This is a genomic window from Pseudomonas sp. SF2 (genome assembly GCF_036858055.1).
In the GTDB taxonomy this organism is placed as follows: Bacteria; Pseudomonadota; Gammaproteobacteria; order Pseudomonadales; family Pseudomonadaceae; genus Aquipseudomonas.
Genome location: NZ_JAMBDI010000020.1, coordinates 165,401 through 183,943, shown reverse-complemented (window position 1 = coordinate 183,943; position 18,543 = coordinate 165,401). Strand labels below are relative to the sequence as shown.

Here is an 18,543-nt window from a genome sequence, read left to right as displayed (position 1 = left end):
GCTGTGGGAGGCCTGTGGGAGCGGGTTTACCCGCGAAAGGGCCAGGCCTGGTAAAGCAGTACTCTCAGGAGCCCAGCGATGTTCAAGACCATCGAAGCCCACGTTCGCAAACAGGTCGCCCCCGCCGCCCTGCGCGCCGAATTCCGCCAGCACGAATTCGAAGCCATGCGCCCGTTCTGCCTGCTGGTATTCAGCGTCAGCATCCTGATCTGGCTGGTCTTCGACCTGATCGTCAGCTTCCTCGGCGGCCAGGGTTTCACCTGGCTGTCCTATCTGTTCATCACCCTGCTCATCAGCCTCACCGTGGTGTTGCGCTTTACCCGTCGCAGCCATCACTTCGACGTGCTCAACCTGCTGTTCATCGCCACCATCACTGTGGGCATGCGCCTGGTGATCGATGGCATCCCGGTGACCCTGCGCCCGGTGTGGCTGGTACTCGGGGTCTCCACCGTGCTGTATGCGGTGTCGGTGCTCCCGGTTCGGCGCTGGTCGTTCTTCTGTGCCATGGCCATCACCTGGTTGGTGCTTAACCCGTTCTACCACACCCGTATCGAAGCGGACGCGCTCGAAGGCGCCATGCTGTTCAGCTACGCGGTGTTCCTCAGCGGCCTGGTCATCTACAGCTACCTGCAGATGCGCAAGGCCAAGCTGCACAACTTCTATCTGTCCAAGGTGCTGCTGGAACAGGCCTATGTCGACGCCCTGACCGAAATCCCCAACCGCCGCTCGTTCATGGCCCAGGCCGGCCGCCAGATGCGCCTGGCAACGGCCGAGCAGTACCTGGCGATGATCGACATCGACAACTTCAAACGGGTAAATGATCGTTTCGGCCATGACGTGGGCGATGAAGTGCTCAAGCGCGTGGCCCTGCATATCAAAGCGAGCATGGCCGGTTACGAGTTTGCCCGACTGGGCGGTGAGGAGTTCGCGATCTTTTTCCACGGGCTGGACCAGCAAGGCGCCGAGCAACGGGTGGCGGCGTTGTGCCAACGGGTGCGCGAGGACGTTGGCGAGCACCCGGTGACTGTCAGCATCGGCCTGGCCCGGGTGGACCAGGGCGACAGCCTGACAACGGCGCTGGTGCGCGCCGACCAGGCGCTGTACGAGGCCAAGCACAGCGGCAAGGACCGCTTTGTGCTGTGGTCCAGCCAGCTGGCAGAGCAGGGTTAGCAGGCCCGGCCCTTTCGCGGGTAAACCCGCTCCCACAAGTGCGCCACAGTGGTTGAAATCTGTGCGGTCCTTGTGGGAGCGGGTTTACCCGCGAAAGGGCCGGCACAGGCAACCCATCACCCGGCAGGCAAACGAATCCGGAACTGCGCCCCACCCAGCGCCGACTGCGCCACGGTCAAGGTGCCACCCTGCCCCTCGATCGCCCGCCGGCTGATCGCCAACCCCAGGCCAAACCCGCCGGTATTGCGGTCGCGGCTACGGTCCAGGCGGTAGAACGGCTGGAAAATCCGTTCGCGCTCCTCCACCGGAATACCAATCCCGTCATCCTCGACCGTCACCAGGCAGGCACCATCCTCTTCCAGGCGCAAGCGCAGCAACAGGCTCTCGTCGCAGTAACGCATGGCATTGCGCACCAGGTTCTGCACCGCCCGTGCCGTCAGCCGCGGGTCCAGCACAAAACGCGGCAAATCACCCTCGGCCCGCACCTCCCACTGGATACCCCGGCCATCGAGTTCCTCGGCAAAGCCACCGAGCACGCTGTCGACCAGCTCCAGCAACGACACCTCGACCCGCTCGCGGGCCTGGTCGGCGTTGTACAGCCGGCTGTAGGACAACAGCTCCAGCACCAGCTCATCCAGCTCCCGCACATGCCCCACCAGCCCCAGCAGGCGTTTGCGGCTGGCCGGCGGCACCTCGTCGAACAGCAGCACCAGGCCGAAATCCAGCCGGGTCAGCGGCGTGCGCAGCTCGTGCGACACTGCATTGAGCAGCTCGCGCTGCTGGTTGACGTGGCGCTCCAGGTCACTGGCCATGGTGTCGAACACCCCGGCCAGCTCACCGATGTTGGAGTGCGGTGAAATGTGCGTACGCTCGGCCATCTGACCCTGGCCCAGGCGCCGGGCGGTTTCCTTGAGGCGCTCCAGGTCGCGCCAGTGCGGCCATACCCACAGCAGCAGGCAGCCGAGCATGGCCGCACCGATCAGTACGGTCACGCCCCACGACAGCACGTTGATGTCCAGCGGGTCTGGCGGTGAGTGCAGGCGCACCAGCCATTCCTTGTCCAGCGGCGCCAGCACCGTCTCGTAATAACCCCATTCGGCAATGCGCACGGCGTACAGGCCGTGCTCCAGGCGCGCCTGCTCATCCTCGCTCAAGTCGGCCTGGTCCATGCGCAGCAGCTGCAGTTCCAGCGGCGCGAAATCACTGGCCAGCTCCTGCTCCACTGCCGGCCACTGCTCGCGCGGGGCCTGGCGGAACTGGCGCACGATCAACGACTGCACACCCTTGGCCTGGTCCAGGTTGTAAGCCATGAAGCGGTCCTGGAACAGGCCGACGATGGTGTCAGGGATGAACAACAGCGCACCGGCATAGGCGACGATGATCACCAGGTACAGCCGCACCAGTATCTTCAGCATGGGCGGTCAGCACTCCCACTCGACGCGGCTGAACAGGTAGCCCTTGCCCCACACGGTCTTGATCTTGCGCGCTTCGCCGGCGTTATCGTCGAACTTGCGCCGCAGCTTGGAGATGGCTACATCCACCGAGCGGTCAGTGCCGTTGAACTCGATACCACGCAGCTGCTGCAGGATGCGGTCGCGGTTCAGCACTTCGCCAGCATTGCGCGCCAGTACCACCAGCAGGTTGTACTCGCCGCTGGACAGCTCCACCTCTTCGCCGCGCCAGCTCACGGTGCGCTCGGCCAGGTCGATGCGCAGGCCACCGATCAGGATCAGGTCGTTGTCCAGGCGCGGCTCGTTGACGCTGCTGCGGCGCAGCAGGGTGCGCACGCGGGCCAGCAGCACACGCGGCTCGCAGGGCTTGGTCACGTAGTCGTCAGCGCCCATTTCCAGGCCCAGGACCTGGTCGTGGCTGTCATCGCGGGCGGTCAGCATCAGGATCGGCAGGCCCTGCGACTCCTGGCGCAGCAGGCGGCACAGCTGCAAGCCATCGATGCCCGGCAGCATCAGGTCGAGGATGACCAGGTCAGGCTTTTGCCGACGATACTCGTCCAGCACATGATCGCCACGGGCGATCACCTGAACATGGAAGTCGTTGCGTTGCAGGTAACTGGCGATCAGCTCGGACAGGGCGCTGTCGTCTTCGACCAGGAAAATATTCGGCATAGGCGCTTGGGAATCTGGGTTGAGGTAGGCCTTGCCGGCCTCTTCGCGGGTAAACCCGCTCCCACAGGGACCACACAGGTTCCAGATGCTGTGCGGTCCCTGTGGGAGCGGGTTTACCCGCGAAGAGGCCGGCACAGGAATACTCAGGATATAGAACACTACAGGTAGACAGGATTGTTCTTCACACTTTTTCACACTCGTCCTACAGGTATTAACAGCCACCCAAGGAACGCCTGCCGTAGCATACAGGCGGTCATCATCGGAAGATCCGTATGTCTACTACCCTCCCCCCACGCCTGCGCCCATTGGCGCTTCTGGCGTTTCTGAGCCTGTCCCTGGCCGGCTGCGACGACAGCGCCGAACAGGATGAGCAAGCCCCCACCCCGCAAGTGCGGGTGGAAACCCTGCAACTGCAGCCACTGGCCATCAGCAGTGAGCTGAGCGGTCGCATCCTCGCGCCGCGCACCGCCGAAGTGCGCGCGCGGGTCGCGGGCGTGGTGCTCAAGCGGGTGTACCGCGAAGGCAGCGACGTCAAGCAGGGCGATGTGCTGTTCCTGATCGACCCGGCACCGTTCAAGGCCGACCATGACAGTGCCCGCGCCACCCTGGCCAAGGCCGAGGCCACCCTGTACCAGGCGCGCCTGCAAGAGCAGCGCTACCGCGAGCTGGTCGACGACAAGGCCGTCAGCCGCCAGGAATACGACAACGCCAAGGCCAGCTACCTGCAGGCCGATGCCGCAGTGGCCGAGGCCAAGGCCGCTCTGGAGCGCGCCCGCCTCAACCTCGGCTACGCCACCGTGACCGCGCCGATTTCCGGCCGTATCGGCCGCGCCCAGGTCACCGAAGGTGCGCTGGTCGGGCAGAACGAGACCACGCCGCTGGCGACCATCCAGCAACTGGACCCGATCCACGCCGATGTCACCCAGTCGACTCGCGAACTCAACGCCCTGCGCCGCGCCTTGCGTGCAGGCGAGCTGCAGCAGGTCGGTGACGGCCAGGCCCGTGCCACGCTGATCCAGGACGACGGCAGCACCTACCCGCTGCCGGGCAAGCTGCTGTTCTCCGACATCAGCGTCGACCCCAGCACCAACCAGATCACCCTGCGCAGCGAGTTCCCCAACCCGGACCTCGACCTGCTGCCCGGCAGCTACGTGCGCGTGCGCCTGGAGCAGGCTGTTCAGCCCAAGGGCCTGAGCGTGCCGCAGCGCGCCATCCTGCGCGACAGCGCCGGCGTGCCCAAGGTGCTGGTGGTCGACCCGCAGGCCCGGGTCAGCGACCGCCAGGTCGTACTGGGCAGCGCCCAGGGCGACCGCTGGATCGTCAGCGAAGGCCTGGCCCCCGGCGAGCAGGTAGTGGTCGAGGGCCTGCAACACGTCAAGGCCGGTGACCAGGTGCAGGTCGACAACGCATCAGGGGCACCGCCCATCGCACAGCACACTGGCCAGTGAGGGCCTGACTCATGCCGCAATTCTTCATCGACCGCCCGGTATTCGCCTGGGTGGTCGCCCTGTTCATCCTGCTGGCCGGTGCCCTGGCCATCCCGCAGCTGCCGGTGGCCCAGTACCCCAACGTGGCCCCGCCGCAGGTGGAGATCTACGCCGTGTACCCGGGCGCTTCGGCGGCGACCATGGACGAGAGCGTGGTCAGCCTGATCGAGCAGGAGCTCAACGGTGCCGACAACCTGCTGTACTTCGAGTCGCAGAGCAGCCTGGGCAGCGCCACCATCACCGCCACCTTTGCCCCGGGCACCAACCCGGACCTGGCCCAGGTTGACGTGCAGAACCGCCTGAAGGTGGTCGAGTCGCGCCTGCCACGCCCGGTGACCCAGCAGGGCCTGCAGGTGGAAAAGGTCTCCACCGGCTTCCTGCTGCTGGCCACCCTCACCTCCGAAGACGGCAAGCTCGACGAAACCGCCCTGTCGGATATCCTCGCGCGCAACGTGATGGACGAGATCCGCCGCCTCAAGGGCGTCGGCAAGGCCCAGCTGTACGGTTCGGAACGTGCCATGCGCATCTGGATCGACCCGCGCAAGCTGATCGGCTTCAACCTTACGCCCAACGACGTGGCCGAGGCCATCGCCGCGCAGAACGCCCAGGTGGCCCCCGGCAGCATTGGTGACCTGCCCAGCCGTAGCACCCAGGAAATCACCGCCAACGTGGTGGTCAAGGGCCAGCTGAGCAGCCCCGAGGAGTTCGCTGCGATTGTCCTGCGCGCCAACCCGGACGGTTCCACGGTGACCATCGGCGATGTCGCCCGGGTCGAGATCGGTGCCCAGGAATACCAGTACGGCACGCGCCTGAACGGCAAGCCGGCCACCGCCTTCAGCGTGCAGCTGTCGCCGGGCGCCAACGCCATGGAAACCGCCACCCTGGTGCGGGCGAAGATGCAGGACCTGGCGCGCTACTTCCCGGAAGGCGTCAAGTACGACATTCCCTACGACACCTCGCCATTCGTCAAAGTGTCGATCGAGCAGGTCATCAACACCTTGTTCGAAGCCATGCTGCTGGTGTTCGCGGTGATGTTCCTGTTCCTGCAGAACCTGCGCTACACCCTGATCCCGACGCTGGTGGTGCCGGTGGCGCTGATGGGGACCTTCGCCGTGATGCTCGCCATGGGCTTCTCGGTCAACGTGCTGACCCTGTTCGGCATGGTGCTGGCCATCGGCATCCTGGTCGACGATGCCATCGTGGTGGTGGAAAACGTCGAGCGGATCATGGCCGAGGAAGGCCTGCCGCCCAAGCAGGCCACGCGCAAGGCCATGGGCCAGATCAGCGGCGCGATCGTCGGTATTACCCTGGTGCTGGTGGCGGTGTTCCTGCCCATGGCCTTCATGCAAGGCTCGGTGGGGGTGATCTACCAGCAGTTCTCGCTGTCGATGGCCGTGTCGATCCTGTTCTCTGCGTTCCTGGCGCTCAGCCTGACACCGGCGCTATGCGCCACCCTGCTCAAACCCGTGGCCAAGGGCGAGCACCATGAACGCAAGGGCTTCTTCGGCTGGTTCAACCGCCGCTTCGAAGGCATGAGCAACGGCTACCAGCGCTGGGTGATGCAGGCGCTCAAGCGCAGCGGCCGCTACCTGCTGGTATACGCGCTGCTGCTGGCGGTGCTGGGCTATGGCTTCAGCCAGCTGCCCACGGCGTTCCTGCCCACCGAAGACCAGGGCTACACCATCACCGACATCCAGCTGCCGCCAGGTGCCAGCCGCATGCGCACCGAACAGGTGGCGGCACAGATCGAGGCGCACAACGCCGAGGAACCGGGCGTGGGCAACACCACCTTGATCCTGGGTTTCAGCTTCTCCGGTAGCGGGCAGAATGCGGCACTGGCCTTCACCACGCTCAAGGACTGGTCCGAACGCGGTGCCGACGACAGCGCCCAGTCGATCGCCGACCGCGCAACCATGGCCTTCACCCAGCTCAAGGACGCCGTGGCCTACGCTGTGCTGCCGCCGCCGATCGATGGCCTTGGCGAGTCGACCGGCTTCGAGTTCCGCCTGCAGGACCGCGGCGGCATGGGCCATGCCGAGCTGATGGCCGCCCGCGACGAGCTGCTGGCCAATGCCACCAAGAGCAAGGTGCTGACCAACGTGCGCGAAGCCTCGCTGGCGGAAAGCCCGCAGGTGCAGCTGGAAATCGACCGCCGCCAGGCCAATGCCCTGGGCGTGTCGTTTGCCGATATCGGCACGGTGCTGGACGTGGCCGTAGGTTCCAGCTACGTCAACGACTTCCCCAACCAGGGCCGTATGCAGCGGGTGGTGGTGCAGGCCGAAGGCGACCAGCGCAGTCAGGTCGAAGACCTGCTGAAGATTCACGTGCGCAACGACAGCGGCAAGATGGTGCCACTGGGCGCATTCGTCCAGGCCAGGTGGGTCAGCGGCCCGGTACAGCTGACCCGCTACAACGGCTACCCGGCGGTGTCGATTTCCGGCGAGCCGGCAGCCGGCTACAGTTCGGGCGAAGCCATGGCCGAAATCGAGCGCCTGGTGGCTCAGCTGCCGGCCGGCGCCGGCCTGGAATGGACTGGCCTGTCGCTGCAGGAACGGCTGTCCGGCAGCCAGGCACCGATGCTGATGGCGCTGTCGTTGCTGGTGGTGTTCCTGTGCCTGGCAGCGCTGTACGAAAGCTGGTCGATCCCCACGGCAGTGCTGCTGGTAGTGCCGCTCGGCGTGCTCGGTGCGGTGCTGGCGGTGACCCTGCGCGGCATGCCCAACGACGTGTTCTTCAAGGTCGGCCTGATCACCCTGATCGGCCTGTCGGCGAAGAACGCCATCCTGATCATCGAGTTCGCCAAGAGCCTGACCGACCAGGGTGTCGATGCCGTCGATGCCGCCGTGCAGGCCGCGCGCCTGCGCCTGCGGCCGATCGTGATGACCTCGCTGGCGTTCATTCTGGGCGTAGTGCCATTGGCCATCGCCAGCGGCGCCAGTTCGGCCAGCCAGCAGGCGATCGGCACCGGCGTGATCGGCGGCATGCTCAGCGCCACCCTGGCGGTGGTGTTCGTGCCGGTGTTCTTCGTGGTGGTGATGCGCCTTGCCAAGCGATACCAGGCGGGTAATGCCGACACGCAGACCGTGACCCGCGAAAGCTGACTGGACAAGCCCCGCGTGAAATGGGAGGGTTCCCGGCAATGACTGCCCGGAACCCTTTTTCATGCCTGATGCCCTGCCCTCCTGCTCCATCCTCATTCTCGCCGGTGGCCGCGGCCAGCGCATGGGCGGCCGTGACAAGGGCCTGCTCGACTGGCAGGGCGAACCGCTGGTAGCGCATGTGCAACGCGTGGTACGGCCACTCAGCGATGATCTGGTGATTTCCTGCAACCGTAATCAGGAGGCCTACCGGGCGTATGCCGACCAGTTGGTGGGCGATGCCGAGGCTGACTACCCCGGGCCGCTGGCGGGGGTGATTGCCGGGCTCAAGGTGGCGCGGCATGAATGGGTGGTGCTGCTGGCCTGTGATGCGCCGCTGGTTGACCGGGAGTTGATCGAGGACCTGCTGCGCTTGGCGGTGGCCAGTGACAGTGCGGCCATGGTGCGCCAGGGTGGGTACTGGCAGCCAATGTTCAGTGTGCTGCCACGCCGGGTGTTGCCGGTGCTGGAGCAGGCCTGGGCGGCGGGTGAGCGGAGTTTGCAGAAGGCCTTGCTGCGTGAGGCCGTGCAGGGGCTGGCATGTGCCGACGATGATCGCAGGTTGAGCAACTTCAACAGCCCGGAGTTGTTGCAAGGCTGAGGTCATCTACTGCCTGTGTTGGCCTCTTCGCGGGCACGCCCGCTCCCACAGGTTCTCCACTGCTCTTGGGGCCTGTGCAGTACCTGTGGGAGCGGGTTTACCCGCGAAGTGGTCGGTACAGGCAACACATCACCCGGCAGACAGCTCCTCGACACTGATCTCGCGCATGCGGAACTTCTGCACCTTGCCGGTCACCGTCATCGGGAACTCATCGACAAAGCGGAAGTACCGGGGCACCTTGAAGTGCGCAATCCGCGCCTTCGCCCACTCGCGCAGTTCCTCCGCGCTGGCCGTATGCCCCGGGTGCAGCCGCACCCAGGCCACGATCTCTTCGCCATACTTGCTGCACGGCACGCCAATCACCTGCACATCGGCCACCGCCGGGTGGGTGAAGAAGAACTCTTCCAGTTCGCGCGGGTAGATGTTCTCGCCGCCACGAATGATCATGTCCTTGCTGCGCCCGACAATGCGCACATAGCCCTGCTCATCCATCACCGCCAGGTCGCCGGTGTGCATCCAGCCTTCTTCATCGATGCTTTCGGCCGTGGCCTTGGGGTTGTTCCAGTAGCCCAGCATCACGCTGTAACCCCGCGTGCACAGCTCGCCGATCTCGCCACGCGGCACGGTGTTGCCGTCAGCATCGATCACCTTGTTCTCCAGCCGCGGCTGGGTACGCCCGACGCTGGTCACGCGGCGCTCCAGGTCGTCGCTGGCGCCGGTCTGCAACGACACCGGGCTGGTCTCGGTCATGCCGTAGGCAATCTGCACCTCGGCCATGTGCATCTCGCCGATAACCCGGCGCATCACTTCGATCGGGCAGGTGGCACCGGCCATGATCCCGGTGCGCAGGCTCGACAGGTCGAACTCGCCACGCTGCGGGTGGTCCAGTTCGGCGATGAACATGGTCGGCACGCCATACAACGCAGTGGCCTTTTCTTCCGCCACCGCACGCAGGGTCGCCAGCGGGTCGAAGGCGTCATTGGGGTAGATCAGGGTGCTGCCGTGGGTCATGCAGCCGAGGTTGGCCATGACCATGCCGAAGCAGTGGTACAACGGCACCGGTACCACCAGCCGGTCATGCTCGGTAAGGCCCAGGCTTTCACCGACCATGTAGCCGTTGTTGAGGATGTTGCTGTGGCTGAGGGTGGCGCCTTTGGGGAAACCGGTGGTGCCCGAGGTGTACTGGATGTTGATCGGGTCGTCGCCGCGCAATTGTGCCTGGCGCTCGGCCAGGGCTTCACGACTGACGGCGTGAGCTCGGGCTTGCAGGCCGTGCCAGGCGAGGAAGCCCGGCGGTGGCGCGGCGGCCAGGCTGACCACGCCGCGCAGCTCGGGGAAGCGCTCGCAGATCAGGTTGCCCGGCTGGCCGCTGGCCAGGCCCGGGACCAGGCCCAGCAGCATGGCGTGGTAATCGGAGGTCTTGAATGCGTCGGCGCAGATCACCCAGCGGCAGCCGGACTGGCCAAGGGCGTAGTCCAGTTCGCTGGAGCGGTAGGCCGGGTTGATGTTGACCAGGATTGCGCCGACCTTGGCGCTGGCGAACTGGGTAATGCACCACTCTGCGCAGTTGGGCGCCCAGATGCCGAGGCGGTCACCGGGCTGCACGCCCAGCGCCATCAGCGCGCGGGCGTGCTGGTCGACGGCTGCGGCCAGTTGCCGCCAGGTGTAGCGCAGGGCCTGGTGGCGGACTACCAGGGCTTCGCGGTCGGGGAAGCGGGCGACGGTGGTGTCGAAGGCGTCGCCGATGCACTGGGTAAGCAGGGGTTTGTCCTGATTGCCCTGGGAGTAGCTTGGCTGGGGCATGGGCGGTCTCTTGATGTTCTTGTGTTGATTGAGCGGGCCTCTTCGCGGGTAAACCCGCTCCCACAGGGACCGCACCACATTCAGCCCCTGTGGAGCTCCTTGTGGGAGCGGGTTTACCCGCGAAGAAAGCAACACCGGTTTAACGGATGAACACCTGCGGCGTGGTGGTGGACATGTCGCCACCCGGCAACTTGATGTTCTTCACCTTCTCCAGCGTATCCGGGTTGAACACCGCCAGGTCGTTGAAGGTGCCACCCAGGTACAACTTGTCGCCCTTCTTGTCGAAGGCCACGCAGTAGTAAGTGTGGTCCAGATTCGCCGCCTTGATCAGCTTGCGCTGTTTGAGGTCGTACTTGGCCAGGCGGTTGAGCACGCCGTAGATCTGGTTCGGGTCTTTCGGCGAAACCAGCCCGGTGAAGTACAGCTCGGTCAGGTCGGCGAACTCCTGGGTGTGAGTCTTGCCGGTCTTCAGGTCGACGCTCAGGTAGCCATACAGCAGCTCGGCGGTGGCCGGGTCCTGCTTGTCATCCTTGAACCTGGCAATGGTGTACAGCATCGAGAACTCGTGGCGCGGGCTCTGGTGCGGCCAGAAATACAGCACGTCCGGGGCGCTGTAGCCTTTACGGTTCCAGTTGCGCAGCGGCAAGGCTACCGTGTACTTGCCGGTCTTCACGTCCATCTTGTAGATGTCCGGCCCGGCGACGTACAGGCTGCCATCGTCCGCCGCACGCATCAGGTACACCTGGCGCGGCATCGGGAAGGTGCGTACCGGCTTGGCCTCAAGGCCATCGGCGGTGCTGAACACCTCCAGCCGTGGTGGCTTGACCACGTAGTGGTCGTTCAGGCGCTGGGTCGGGTTGACCGTGGCATACACCTCCTTGCCGTCCGGGCTGATGGCGAACGAGTACATCGACCGGCCCACCTCACCCGGCACGCTGGACAGGTTGGCGTGGAAGGTATTCTTGCAGGTGTCCAGGTCGATGCCGTAGATGTCGCCGTAGTGGTTGTTGAGCACGTAGGCGGTGCGGTTGTCCGGCGCCATCATCGCGGTGCCGGGGCCGAACTTGTCGGGCATGACGCAGCTCTTGTACACCGTGTCACTGGCCACATCGACCACGTGCAGGTTGTTCGGGTAGTTGGTCACGATCATGTATTCGTGGCCAGCCTTCAGCGCCGGCCCGGTGTCGGCGGCCTGTACCAGCCCGGCGCAGGCCGTGGCGGCGATGGTGAGCGCGAGTGACGCGCAGCGTCCAGCTTTCATGCGGTTTCCCCTTGTCGTTCTTGTTGGGCCGGTCACTTGTCTTTCGGGAACACGGTGCCGAGGTTGCGCCAGTCTTCGGCGGAGTTGCTCGCCTGGGCGTTCCAGTCCTGATAGGTGCTCATCATGTCCGGCACCTGGGCCGGCCACCAGCAAGGGTCGGAGCAGCCATACAGGTCGGCCTCCATCGGCTGGCACAGCGAACTCACGCCACCAAAGGCGTCCACTTCCCAGCCCGGGTCGGTGGTGGCGGTGCAGCCTGCCACCGCGCTCATGGCCATGACTTCTTCGACGCGGTCTTCGGCGGCGGCCTGCTCGAGGATGCGCGCCTTGTTGTTCAGGGGCTTCAAGTGCTTCATGTCAGTGCGCCTTCCGCGGGGTGATGTAGCGATCGATGAAGGCCGGGTTGGCGGCCATGATGCGGCTGTAGACTTCAATGCCAAAGTCGACCCAGTCGCGCATCAGTTCGCAATAGTGGTAGGTCGGGTGCTGCGGGTCGCCGTAGCGGGCATAGCTTTCGTGGTAGCAGCCACCGGAGCACAGGTTGCGGATGCGGCAGCTGTCGCAGCCGGTGTTGCTGCGGTCCAGGCGCTGCGACAGGAAGTCGTTGAGCTGTGCCTGCTTCACGCCCTGGTGCACGTTGCCGAAGGTCGGCAGGCTGGAGCCGGTGAAGCGGTGGCACAGGTTCAGCTCGCCCTCGTGGTCCACTGCCAGCATCTTCAGCCCGGCGCCGCACGGCAGGGCCTTCTTGTGGCCTTCGTGGATGTCGGTGATCAACTGGTGCAGGTTGGAGAAGCCGATGTTGCGGTGCTCCAGCGCAGCCTCCAGGTAGCGTCGGCCCAGCGCCTTCATGTTGGCGAACACCTGCACCAGTTCTTCGCCGGTAAGGTTGAAGTTGGCCATGTCGCCGGAGGTAACCGGGGCAAAACCGACTTCAGCGAAGCCCAGCTCGTTGAACAGGTGGTTCCAGATGGTCTCGACGTCGGTGATGCCACGGGTCAGCGTGACCCGCGCCCCCACCGGGCGGCTGTGGTAGCGCGACAGCAGCATGTCGACCTTGCGCCGCACCACGTCGTAGGTGCCCTGCCCGCCCACGGTGATGCGGTTGCGGTCGTGCACGGTCTTGGGGCCGTCGATGCTGATCGACAGGCCGAAACGGTGGGCGTTGAGCCAGTCGATGATCTCTTCGGTGAGCAGCGTGGCATTGGTGGTCATGATGAACTCCACCTGCTTGCCCGCCTCGGCGAAGCGCCGCTCGCAGTAGGCAACCATGTGTTCGATCAGCGGCCGGTTGGACAGCGGCTCGCCACCGAAGAACACCACGCTGTAGCGCTCCTCGTCGGGCGACTCCTTGAGCAGCATCTCCACCGAGGCTTCAGCGGTGGCGGTGCTCATCTTCTTGCCTGCGGACGGCTTGTCCAGGTCTTCCTTGTAGCAGTAGGTGCAGCTGAGGTTACAGCCGGTGTTGACGTTGAGCACCACGGTGTTCAGCGCAGTGCGCTCGACCTGCTTGAGGGCGATTTCAGGGGTCAGCGGCGAGCCGTCGCTGACCAGTTCCAGCGCGATCAGTTCGCGCAGGGTGTCCTGGATATCGTCGCCGGCAAACTGCTGGCCAAGGCGCTGCATCAGCTCCTCGGCCGAGCAGCCTTGCTGGCGCAGGGTGTCGATGATGCCGCCGGTCACCGCGTCGGCGGTGAACAGCGAACTGCTGGGGATATGGAACAGCATGCGGTCGGCATCGACCTGCACTTCATGCAGGTTGCGTTCGACCAGGTTCAGTAGTGCGCCCATGGCGACCTCCCGATAATCGATCCGTTGGAAAACCGTAAGCCCCCTGCCGTTACGGCAGCGGCGGGTTGTTCCAGCGCTGAACGGTGACGATCATGTGCCCTTCGCCCGTCTGGCCACCGTCGGCCAGGGTGGCGATGACCTTCAGGTTGCCAGCGTTGTTGGTCATCATCTTGCGCTCGGGGTTGGGGCCAGCGCCGCCGGGCACGAACACGCCATCAGCCTGCATCTTCCCGGCGAACTTGACGTCTTCGTCCTCGACCGCACGCTCGTTGAACGGCTCGACCTTCCAGCTGGCCGGCAGGTAGCCGATGCGCAGCGGCTGGCCATTGGCGTCCTTGCCCCAGGCTTCGGCCTCGAAACGGCCCTGCACCTTGGGCACCGAGGCGCCGTTTTCGCCGATGCGGGCGATGGAGAATGCCGGCACCACCTTCACTTCCTCGACCTTGTCGTAGACCGCCAGGTTGACGCCCTTGAGCGCACCTACGGCGACTTCGCGCTGGCCAGGCTTGGCATCGGCTGCAGCGCGGGCCTTCACCCGTACCAGGGTCGGGGTCTGCTCCAGTACTTCGGTCACCTCCACACCGGCGCCCAGGTCCGGTTTGCCGGCCAGGCCGCTGCCGACCAGGGTGATTTCGCTTTCGCCACCGACCTTGATGAATGCCGGCTGTACCGCCAGCAGGCGCGCCTTGCCCTCCTTCACTGCAGTGAAGTCCAGGCCACGCTCATCGTGGTCGGCCTCGAACATGCGGCCCTTCATTTCGCCATCCAGCGCGGCGAACACCTGGCGCAGGTTGGCGTCGCCGACCTTGACGTTGCCACGCCATTCATAGCCGTTGTAAAGGATCGCCGAGCCACTGCCATTGAACGGTGTGCCGTCGGCATAAGCGCCCTTGACCTCGACCTTGAAGGTGTCGCCCTGGTCAGGCGTGACACTCATCACCCCGCGCACATCGCCCTTGGCCAGCATGTGGCCGCTGAATGCCCACTGGCCCGGCAGCGCATCGGCCTTGGGCCTGGCCTTCTGCCATTCCGCCCACGCCGCGCTTTCCAGCGGGTAGCGCTTGGCAAGGTCGGGCACCACTTGCTGCAGGGCGATCGGCAACCAGTCGCGGTCACGCGCCTGGGCCTGGTATTCGAGGGATGGCCACTGGCCGAGATGGAAGTTGACCAGGTGCTCCCATTCCTTGGCCGGGCGCCGCTGCAAGGCGACGCGGGCACCGGAGTGGCAACGGCCACAGGTTTCACTGAGCCGGGTGTCGAACTGCTCGACGGTGTTCAGCCGGCGCTCCATGGCATAACGCACGCCATCGGTTTCGCTGGGCGCCAGGCCCTGCTTGTCGGCCAGGTACTTGACCAGGGTGCGGCGGTCATCGTCGCTGATCTGCAGGCCGTGCATCACCTGCATGCGGGCGATGCTCATCAGCCAGCCTTCCGGGGTCTTGCGCTGGTGGCTGATACGGCTGTAGGTGTCGTTGCCTTCGGGGATATGGCACCCCATGCACTTGTTCTGCAACAGGCTCGGGCCCTGCTCGGCCGCCATGGCCTGGGTGCTCAGCAGCGCGGCGGCGACCAGCGCCAGTTTGCCCGCATGCCGCCGGAGTCGAGTCGTCTTCAAGGTCAGACCTCCACGGTTGTTGTTCTTATCGTTGTCGCACGCTTTGGTACAGCAGGTGTGCATGTGACAGTTGCGATACAGGAACTGTGCCAGGTGCTGTAAAAATGTTTCCTTTCAAGCTTTTAGCTGGTTTTCCGGGCTTTGCTACCAGCAGAGATGGCCAATTGCAGCGTGCCATTTCGCGACAGGGTGTTTCATCCTGAGACAGGGGCCTGCTGCGCAGGCCTTCGCGGGCTTGCCCGCTCCTACAGGTATCGCATCGGCCCTAGGCATTGCGCATTCCCTGTGGGAGCGGGCGTGCCCGCGAAGAGGCCGGAACAGCCACTGTTTCACCACCGTCTCACAGCGTCTCAATGTGCAACAGCGCAACCCTGCAATCCCGACCTTGCACCAGGATAAAACCCAACCCGTTCAACGGCTTGCGGCCATCTGCCGACCTTGGCACGCCCATTGCGCCTGTGCCCGTCACATCCAATGACAAGAGGCACCGTCCCATGCTTTCCGAACTGCCCATCCTGCCCGCCACCCGCGCCTTTCTCGAACGCAAGCTGAAGATGCGCATCGGCGCCGACTGGCAGGACGCCGCCAGCGGTCGCACCCTGTCGTTCCGCAACCCGGCCACTGGCGAGGTGCTGGGTGAAGTGCCCGCCGCCGAGGCCGAAGATGTCGACCGCGCGGTGCGTGCCGCACGCCAGGCCTTCGATGATTCGCCGTGGAGCCGCCTGCGCCCGCGCGAACGGCAGAACCTGTTGTGGCGCCTGGCCGACCTGATGGAGCGCGACGCCCGCCAACTGGCCGAGCTGGAATGCCTGAACAACGGCAAGAGCGCCACCGTGGCCCAGGTGATGGACGTGCAACTGGCCATCGACTTCCTGCGCTACATGGCCGGCTGGGCCACCAAGATCGAAGGTAGCACCGTTGAAGCTTCGATGCCGTTGATGCCCAACGACCAGTTCCACGGCTTCGTCCGCCGCGAGGCAGTAGGTGTGGTCGGTGCCATCGTCGCCTGGAACTTCCCGTTGCTGCTGGCCTGCTGGAAGCTCGGCCCGGCCCTGGCTACCGGCTGCACGGTGGTGCTCAAGCCCGCTGACGAAACACCGCTGAGCGTGCTCAAGCTGGCTGAGCTGGTGGACGAAGCCGGCTACCCGGCTGGAGTGTTCAACGTGGTCACCGGCACCGGCCTGAACGCCGGCGCCGCGCTCAGCCGCCACCCTGGCGTGGACAAACTGACCTTCACCGGCTCCACCGAGGTCGGCAAGCTGATCGGCAAGGCAGCCATGGACAACATGACCCGCGTCACCCTGGAGCTCGGCGGCAAGTCGCCGACTATCGTCATGCCCGATGCCAACCTGCAGGAAGCCGCCGCCGGCGCGGCCACGGCGATCTTCTTCAACCAGGGCCAGGTGTGCTGCGCAGGCTCGCGGCTGTATGTGCACCGCAAGCATTTCGACAATGTGGTGGCCGACATCGCCGGCATCGCCAACGGCATGAAGCTGGGCAGCGGCCTGGACCCGGCGGTGCAGATGGGCCCGCTGATCTCGGCCAAGCAGCAGGACCGCGTCACCGGCTACATCGAGCTTGGCCGCGAGCTGGGCGCGACCATCGCCTGCGGTGGCGAGGGCTTCGGGCCGGGCTACTTCGTCAAGCCGACGGTGATCGTCGATGTCGACCAGCGCCACCGCCTGGTGCAGGAAGAGATCTTCGGGCCGGTGCTGGTGGCAATGCCGTTCGATGACATCGACGAAGTGATCGGCATGGCCAACGACAACCCCTATGGCTTGGGTGCGAGTATCTGGTCCAACGACCTGGCCGCCGTGCACCGGATGATCCCGCGCATCAAGTCGGGGTCGGTGTGGGTCAACTGCCACAGCGCCCTCGACCCTGCCTTGCCGTTTGGCGGCTACAAGATGTCCGGCGTCGGTCGTGAGATGGGGGCCGCTGCCATCGAGCACTACACCGAGCTGAAGTCGGTGTTGATCAAGCTCTGATCTTCAGCCTGTACCGGCCCTTTCGCGGGTAAACCCGCTCCCACAGGATCACCACAAGCCTGAACATTATGAGATCCCTGTGGGAGCGGGTTCACCCGCGAAGAGGCCGGTACAGGCAACCCCGAAAACAACAACAAAAACATGGAGCACACCATGAGGCACACTCTCGCCTGCACATTGGCCCTGCTGTTCGCCGCCCCCGTCACCCAGGCCTACGAGCTGTACAACCACGACGGCACCACCCTCAACGCCGACCTCGAAGCCCTGTTCGGCGCCTTCCACAGCGACGAAAGCTTCAACCTGGCCGGCAACCGCAAGCCCGGCAGCACCGCCTGGCAGGAAGGCTACGTCAAGTACGGCCTCAGCGGCAGCCAGGCCCTGGCCGACAGCGGCGCGCTCTACGGCGCCTTCAACCTGCTCAGCTCCGCTACCTGGGGCGATGGCGACGCCGCCGGCCTGACCCTGGGTGACGAGCGCCGCACCGCCGTCGAAGACCTGTACCTGGGCTGGCGCTCGGCCAACCTGTTCCCGGCCCTGGGTGAAGACGGCGTGGACATTTCCGGCGGCCGCCAAGTGGTGACCCTGGGCGACGGTTTCCTGATCCAGGGCGACCCGGTGAACCTGGGCAAGGTCGACCTGGGCGCCAACTTCGACCGCGGCGGCGCCTACTACCTGGCCGCACGCAAGGCCTTCGACCGCACGGCCGTGCTGCGCCTGGGCGGCAAGCAAGGCTGGCGCAGCGACCTGATGTGGCTGAAGTCCGACAACCACTACCAGGCCGACACCTCGCTGGCGGTGGCCAACCTGGAACACGTCACCGACGCCGGCACCGTGGGCCTGAGCTGGATCCGCGGCCTCGACGTGGACCAGCGCTACGCGCAGATCATGGGCCTGGAACACCGCGACGGCATGGACACCGCCAGCTTGCGCGGGCGCGGCAACCTGGGGGTGAAAGACCTGGAGCTGGCCGCCGAGTACGTGACCCAGGACAAAACCGGCGGGCGGGAGAACGCCTGGTACCTGGAGGGCAACTGGACCTTCTCCGAACTGCCCTGGTCACCCACCGCCACCTACCGCTACAGCCGTTTTTCCGAGGATTTCGACCCGCTGTTCTATGGCCTGAGCCGTGGCTATGGCACCTGGTTCCAGGGTGAAGTGGCGGCCAACTATGCCGGGCCGTTCAACAGCAACAGCCAGGTGCACCATGTGGCGCTCAAGGGCAAACCACGGGACAACCTGACCGTGGGCGCACTGTATTTCGACTTCGATACGCTGGACACCGACCAGGGCAACCTGGGTGGGCGGGAGCTGGACCTGTATGTGGAATGGATGGTCAACGACCACCTGTTGATCAGCCCGCTGGTAGGGTTCTACAAACCGGAGCGCAGTGCGGCCGATGGCGGCACGCAGCTGGGTGGGCGGGATGCCGGGACCTACATGCAGTTGATCGTCGGGACTTTCTTCTGATTCGAGATCCCGGGGCTGCTGCGCAGCCCATCGCGACACAAGGCCGCTCCCACAGGTACAGCGCTGCCCTCAAGGTTTGCGTGAACCTGTGGGAGCGGCCTTG

At 65.2% G+C, this 18,543-nt stretch carries 13 protein-coding genes; 6 read left to right on the top strand and 7 right to left on the bottom strand.

All coding sequences use genetic code 11. The annotated features are described in order from the left end of the window. The first annotated feature begins 78 nt into the window (after positions 1-78). Positions 79-1,170 (top strand): GGDEF domain-containing protein, encoded by a 1,092-nt coding sequence (locus M2S36_RS13650; RefSeq protein WP_333957280.1) that lies wholly within the window; start codon positions 79-81, stop codon positions 1,168-1,170. Positions 1,171-1,286: 116 nt separating this feature from the next. Here M2S36_RS13650 and M2S36_RS13645 read toward each other — a convergent pair whose 3' ends face one another. Beyond that, entirely contained in the window at positions 1,287-2,585 is a 1,299-nt protein-coding gene (locus M2S36_RS13645) for an ATP-binding protein (RefSeq protein WP_207832533.1), read from the bottom strand. Between the two features lie 6 nt (positions 2,586-2,591). Further along, entirely contained in the window at positions 2,592-3,293 is a 702-nt protein-coding gene (locus tag M2S36_RS13640) for a response regulator transcription factor (protein WP_003259958.1), read from the bottom strand. A 272-nt stretch (positions 3,294-3,565) separates the two neighbouring features. Between M2S36_RS13640 and M2S36_RS13635 the strand changes: the two genes are divergently transcribed. The 3 genes from M2S36_RS13635 (at position 3,566) to mobA (ending at position 8,518) form a co-directional block, all read left to right on the top strand. Beyond that, positions 3,566-4,741 carry an efflux RND transporter periplasmic adaptor subunit gene (locus tag M2S36_RS13635; RefSeq protein ID WP_207832532.1) on the top strand — a complete coding sequence of 392 codons (1,176 nt, stop codon included), beginning with the start codon at positions 3,566-3,568 and terminating at the stop codon, positions 4,739-4,741. Positions 4,742-4,752: 11 nt separating this feature from the next. Continuing rightward, complete coding sequence (locus tag M2S36_RS13630) at positions 4,753-7,881, top strand: efflux RND transporter permease subunit (protein ID WP_333957278.1); 3,129 nt, start codon at positions 4,753-4,755, stop codon at positions 7,879-7,881. A 61-nt stretch (positions 7,882-7,942) separates the two neighbouring features. Continuing rightward, positions 7,943-8,518 carry a molybdenum cofactor guanylyltransferase MobA gene (mobA, locus tag M2S36_RS13625; RefSeq protein WP_233694499.1) on the top strand — a complete coding sequence of 192 codons (576 nt, stop codon included), beginning with the start codon at positions 7,943-7,945 and terminating at the stop codon, positions 8,516-8,518. A 129-nt stretch (positions 8,519-8,647) separates the two neighbouring features. On the opposite strand, the gene M2S36_RS13620 is transcribed toward mobA, so the two are convergent. The 5 genes from M2S36_RS13620 to peaA all read right to left on the bottom strand — a co-directional run bounded on the left by M2S36_RS13620 (position 8,648) and on the right by peaA (position 14,985). Then, on the bottom strand, positions 8,648-10,321 hold the full coding sequence (locus M2S36_RS13620) for a fatty acid CoA ligase family protein (protein WP_333957277.1): 1,674 nt from the start codon (positions 10,319-10,321) through the stop codon (positions 8,648-8,650). A 139-nt stretch (positions 10,322-10,460) separates the two neighbouring features. Further along, positions 10,461-11,582 (bottom strand): quinohemoprotein amine dehydrogenase subunit beta, encoded by a 1,122-nt coding sequence (peaD, locus tag M2S36_RS13615; RefSeq protein ID WP_063914252.1) that lies wholly within the window; start codon positions 11,580-11,582, stop codon positions 10,461-10,463. A 32-nt stretch (positions 11,583-11,614) separates the two neighbouring features. Beyond that, on the bottom strand, positions 11,615-11,938 hold the full coding sequence (gene qhpC / locus M2S36_RS13610; protein WP_004375838.1) for a quinohemoprotein amine dehydrogenase subunit gamma: 324 nt from the start codon (positions 11,936-11,938) through the stop codon (positions 11,615-11,617). 1 nt (position 11,939) lies between these two features. After that, complete coding sequence (gene peaB / locus M2S36_RS13605; protein WP_025339352.1) at positions 11,940-13,370, bottom strand: quinohemoprotein amine dehydrogenase maturation protein; 1,431 nt, start codon at positions 13,368-13,370, stop codon at positions 11,940-11,942. 49 nt (positions 13,371-13,419) lie between these two features. Then, on the bottom strand, positions 13,420-14,985 hold the full coding sequence (gene peaA, locus M2S36_RS13600; RefSeq protein WP_233687660.1) for a quinohemoprotein amine dehydrogenase subunit alpha: 1,566 nt from the start codon (positions 14,983-14,985) through the stop codon (positions 13,420-13,422). A 494-nt stretch (positions 14,986-15,479) separates the two neighbouring features. Between peaA and M2S36_RS13595 the strand changes: the two genes are divergently transcribed. Together M2S36_RS13595 and M2S36_RS13590 are read left to right on the top strand one after the other, a co-directional pair. Next, on the top strand, positions 15,480-16,973 hold the full coding sequence (locus M2S36_RS13595; protein ID WP_233687659.1) for an aldehyde dehydrogenase family protein: 1,494 nt from the start codon (positions 15,480-15,482) through the stop codon (positions 16,971-16,973). Positions 16,974-17,126: 153 nt separating this feature from the next. Next, the gene (locus M2S36_RS13590; protein ID WP_207838216.1) at positions 17,127-18,440 is read left to right on the top strand and encodes a hypothetical protein; all 1,314 of its coding nucleotides are present in this window, start codon (positions 17,127-17,129) and stop codon (positions 18,438-18,440) included. Positions 18,441-18,543 lie beyond the last annotated feature (103 nt).

What these genes read in the sequence shown, in the direction of transcription:
- M2S36_RS13650 (WP_333957280.1), top strand. Translation starts at nt 79, where the DNA reads ATGTTCAAGACCATCGAAGCCCACGTTCGCAAACAGGTCGCCCCCGCC.
- M2S36_RS13645 (WP_207832533.1), bottom strand. Translation starts at nt 2,585, where the DNA reads ATGCTGAAGATACTGGTGCGGCTGTACCTGGTGATCATCGTCGCCTAT.
- M2S36_RS13640 (WP_003259958.1), bottom strand. Translation starts at nt 3,293, where the DNA reads ATGCCGAATATTTTCCTGGTCGAAGACGACAGCGCCCTGTCCGAGCTG.
- M2S36_RS13635 (WP_207832532.1), top strand. Translation starts at nt 3,566, where the DNA reads ATGTCTACTACCCTCCCCCCACGCCTGCGCCCATTGGCGCTTCTGGCG.
- M2S36_RS13630 (WP_333957278.1), top strand. Translation starts at nt 4,753, where the DNA reads ATGCCGCAATTCTTCATCGACCGCCCGGTATTCGCCTGGGTGGTCGCC.
- mobA (WP_233694499.1), top strand. Translation starts at nt 7,943, where the DNA reads ATGCCTGATGCCCTGCCCTCCTGCTCCATCCTCATTCTCGCCGGTGGC.
- M2S36_RS13620 (WP_333957277.1), bottom strand. Translation starts at nt 10,321, where the DNA reads ATGCCCCAGCCAAGCTACTCCCAGGGCAATCAGGACAAACCCCTGCTT.
- peaD (WP_063914252.1), bottom strand. Translation starts at nt 11,582, where the DNA reads ATGAAAGCTGGACGCTGCGCGTCACTCGCGCTCACCATCGCCGCCACG.
- qhpC (WP_004375838.1), bottom strand. Translation starts at nt 11,938, where the DNA reads ATGAAGCACTTGAAGCCCCTGAACAACAAGGCGCGCATCCTCGAGCAG.
- peaB (WP_025339352.1), bottom strand. Translation starts at nt 13,370, where the DNA reads ATGGGCGCACTACTGAACCTGGTCGAACGCAACCTGCATGAAGTGCAG.
- M2S36_RS13595 (WP_233687659.1), top strand. Translation starts at nt 15,480, where the DNA reads ATGCTTTCCGAACTGCCCATCCTGCCCGCCACCCGCGCCTTTCTCGAA.
- M2S36_RS13590 (WP_207838216.1), top strand. Translation starts at nt 17,127, where the DNA reads ATGAGGCACACTCTCGCCTGCACATTGGCCCTGCTGTTCGCCGCCCCC.